Here is a 3,068-nt window from a genome sequence, read left to right as displayed (position 1 = left end):
GACCCGTCCTTCGGGCTGCGCCAGTGGCTCGAGCGCGCCGCCAGCCGCATCGGCGTGCGGCTGGACCCGGTCTTCGTCACCGCCTCGCTGGACATGCAGCGCGAACTGGCGATCCGCGACGCCGCGGTCCTGGTCCTCCCTCCGTCCTGCTGCCGCAGGGAAATCGACGCCGGATTGCTGCGCGCCGTCCCGCTCGCCGCCGACTGCGCCATCGACACTACGCTCGACATCGCCTGCCAGCCCGGCCGCCGCCTGCCCTTCGCGGCCCGTGCCCTCATGCGCGCGATCGAACGCGTCATGGCCGATGACCGCCGCCCCCCGGTCTGAACGGCACAAGAGACGACTGACACAAGGGACGACTGGCACAAGGGACGATCGGCAGTGTCACGCAAAACGATACACGCCCGACACAAATTCGGACTCCGCCCCGCCCGCCCGTCTCCGCTATCGTTGCATCAACGGATCGAAATCCCACCCCAGCCGGAGGCCCACCCGTGACCGCGCCATCCGTCCCCGCCCCCCGCACCGCCTGGCGCGCCGCCGGCCACCTGCTCGGCCTGCTCGCCGGCACTGCCCTCGCCTCCCAATCGGCCCATGCCCGGCAGGCCCCCCAGACGCTTCCCCAGACGCTTCCCCACACGCCCTCCCGAGCGGCGCCCGCGCACCACACGCTCCCGCCGAAACCGGCGAAATCCTCCAGCACCTCCGCCAGCCCGCCCGCCGGCGCGCTGGAACAGATCACCGTCACCTCCGAACGGCGGCGCCAGAGCGCGCAGAATGTCGGCATTTCCGTCAGCGTGCTCAGCGGAAAGGAACTGGCGGCCCGCAACGTCAATGACGTATTCGGCCTGCAATATCTCACCCCCTCGCTGCAGGTGACGCCGCAATTCGGCTCGGGCCAGCCCTCCTTCACCATTCGCGGCGTCGGCTTCAACGATTACGGTTCGGGCAACGCCTCCCCGGTCGGCGTCTATATCGACGAGGTCGCGAACCCGATCCCCTACGCCACCAACGGGCTGATGTTCGATGTCGCCCGCGTCGAGGTCCTGCGCGGCCCGCAGGGCACGCTCTATGGCCGCAACACCACGGGCGGCGCCATCAACTACGTGCTCAACCAGCCGACCGACCGGTTCGCCGCCGGCGCCACCGTCCAGTACGGCTCCTTCGCGGCCCAGAAATATGACGGATATGTCTCGGGTCCGGTGGCGCGCGGCATCCGCATGCGCCTCGCGGGCGAAAGCCAGCAGGGCGGCGCCTGGCAATATACCGATACCGGCCTGCATCTCGGCAATGTCGACCGCACCGCCCTGCGCCTGCTGACCGACATACAACTGGCCGACACGCTCAAGGCGCGGATCGACCTGCATGGCAGCCTCGACCGCTCCGACGCCGCCGGCCTGCATCTCTACGCGCCCCTGACCACGATCGCCGCCTACAATCCGGGCGGCCCGGTCTTCCCCGCGGACAGCGCGCGCGACATCACCCGCTGGGGCACGTCGCCGCAATTCGCCGCCCTGGCCGGCATCCGTCCCGACCAGAAGCCCTATCACCATATCGACGTCGGCGGCGCCAGCATCCGCCTGGACCAGGATTTCTCCTTCGCCACCCTCAGCAACCTCGCCGGCTACGATGTCAGCAGCCGGCGCGAATACGACAATTTCGACGCCTCGTCGCTGAACGTCGCCGACGTCGCCTTCAACACCCGCTCCAACGTGTTCCAGGACGAACTCCGCCTGGTCTCCAGGGGCGACCACCGGCTCAACTGGATCGCCGGCCTCTATTACGCCAACGAATATCTCGCCGATCAGTATCTTTCCGGGTTTCAAGAGGCCTTCCACGTCGACCAGGGCGTCTTCTACAGCCAGATCGTCAACACCGTCAGCGGCTTCGGCCAGGCGACCTGGCGCATCACGCCCAACCTGCATCTGACCGGCGGCCTGCGGCTCGAGCACGAGGCCCGCGATCTGCAGGATTACCGCGCCTTTTCCTTCGACGACGCCGGCAACGTCACCAATCCCGGCAATGTCGTGCGCAGGCGCTCGCTGCTCTACACCCTGCCGTCATGGAAGGTCGAACTGCAATACACCCCGTCGCGGACCGACATGCTCTATGTCTCGATCTCGCAGGGCATCAATTCGGGCGGCTTCACCACCTACAACACGTCCAACGCCTACGCCTCCTCCAACCCCTACCAGCCGGAGAAGCTGCTGGCCTACGAAATCGGCAACAAGCTGGACATCCCGCGCGCCCATCTGCGCCTGAACGTCTCCGCCTTCTACTATGACTATCGGGACGAACAGATCCTGGGCGCCGCGGTCAATGCGCAGGCCGGACTGATCGGCGCCATCGTCAACGCCCCACGCTCGCACCTGGCCGGCGGCGAGTTCGAGGCCGACTGGTCGCCCCTGCCCGGCCTGCTGCTCACCCAGTCCGGCGGCTGGGCCGTGGGACAGTTCGACCGGTTCCAGGCCGTCTACAGCGACTACCGGGTCGGCAACGTCTTCTACCCGATCTACCAGAACCGGCGCGGCGACGCCCTGCCCGCCCCCAAGCTCACCTTCAACGGCTCGGCCACCTATCGCTGGGCCTGGGGCCGCTACGATCTCAGTCTGGGCATGAATTACAGCCTGCGCAGCACCTATCGCTCGCTGTTCGGCCCGCTCTACAATGTCGCCGGCTATACGATCTGGGGCGCCACCGCCTCCTTCGCGCCGCATGCGGGGCACTGGAGCCTCAGCGCCTTCGGCAACAACATCTTCGACAAGCGCTACGACATCGAACGCAATTTCTTCCTGGTCGGCGACGACATCGCGCTCGCCGGCATGCCCGCCACCTACGGCATCCGGCTCGGAGCCAGCTTCTGATGACCGCACTTCACGCCCTCGACACGGCCGGCCTGCTGGACGGCTACCGCACGGGCCGCTTCACCCCGCGTGAGGCGATGCAGTCGGTGCTCGACCGCATCGCGGCCTGGGAATCCCTGCCCCCGGACCGCCGTCCCGGCGGATTATGCTTCCCCGACCCCGAGGGCGCGCTGCACGCCGCCGACGCCTCCGGCGCGCGCTGGC

At 68.0% G+C, this 3,068-nt stretch carries 2 protein-coding genes and 1 pseudogene; all 3 read left to right on the top strand.

Going from position 1 to position 3,068, the window contains the following annotated elements; all coding sequences use genetic code 11:
* A partial coding sequence (locus HUK84_RS13635; RefSeq protein ID WP_246285676.1) for a LysR substrate-binding domain-containing protein occupies positions 1–327 on the top strand: 327 nt, incomplete at its 5' end.
* Between the two features lie 167 nt (positions 328–494).
* Complete coding sequence (locus HUK84_RS13630) at positions 495–2,864, top strand: TonB-dependent receptor (protein WP_176640773.1); 2,370 nt, start codon at positions 495–497, stop codon at positions 2,862–2,864.
* A pseudogene (locus tag HUK84_RS13625) lies at positions 2,864–3,068 on the top strand (hypothetical protein); the annotation flags it as partial. The gene HUK84_RS13630 and the pseudogene HUK84_RS13625, both read left to right, overlap by 1 nt.

Origin of the sequence: Nguyenibacter vanlangensis (genome assembly GCF_013376155.1) — a bacterium.
Lineage (GTDB): Bacteria > Pseudomonadota > Alphaproteobacteria > Acetobacterales > Acetobacteraceae > Gluconacetobacter > Gluconacetobacter vanlangensis.
The sequence above is the reverse complement of the archived record's forward strand: the minus strand, read 5'-3'. Positions and strand labels throughout refer to the sequence as shown.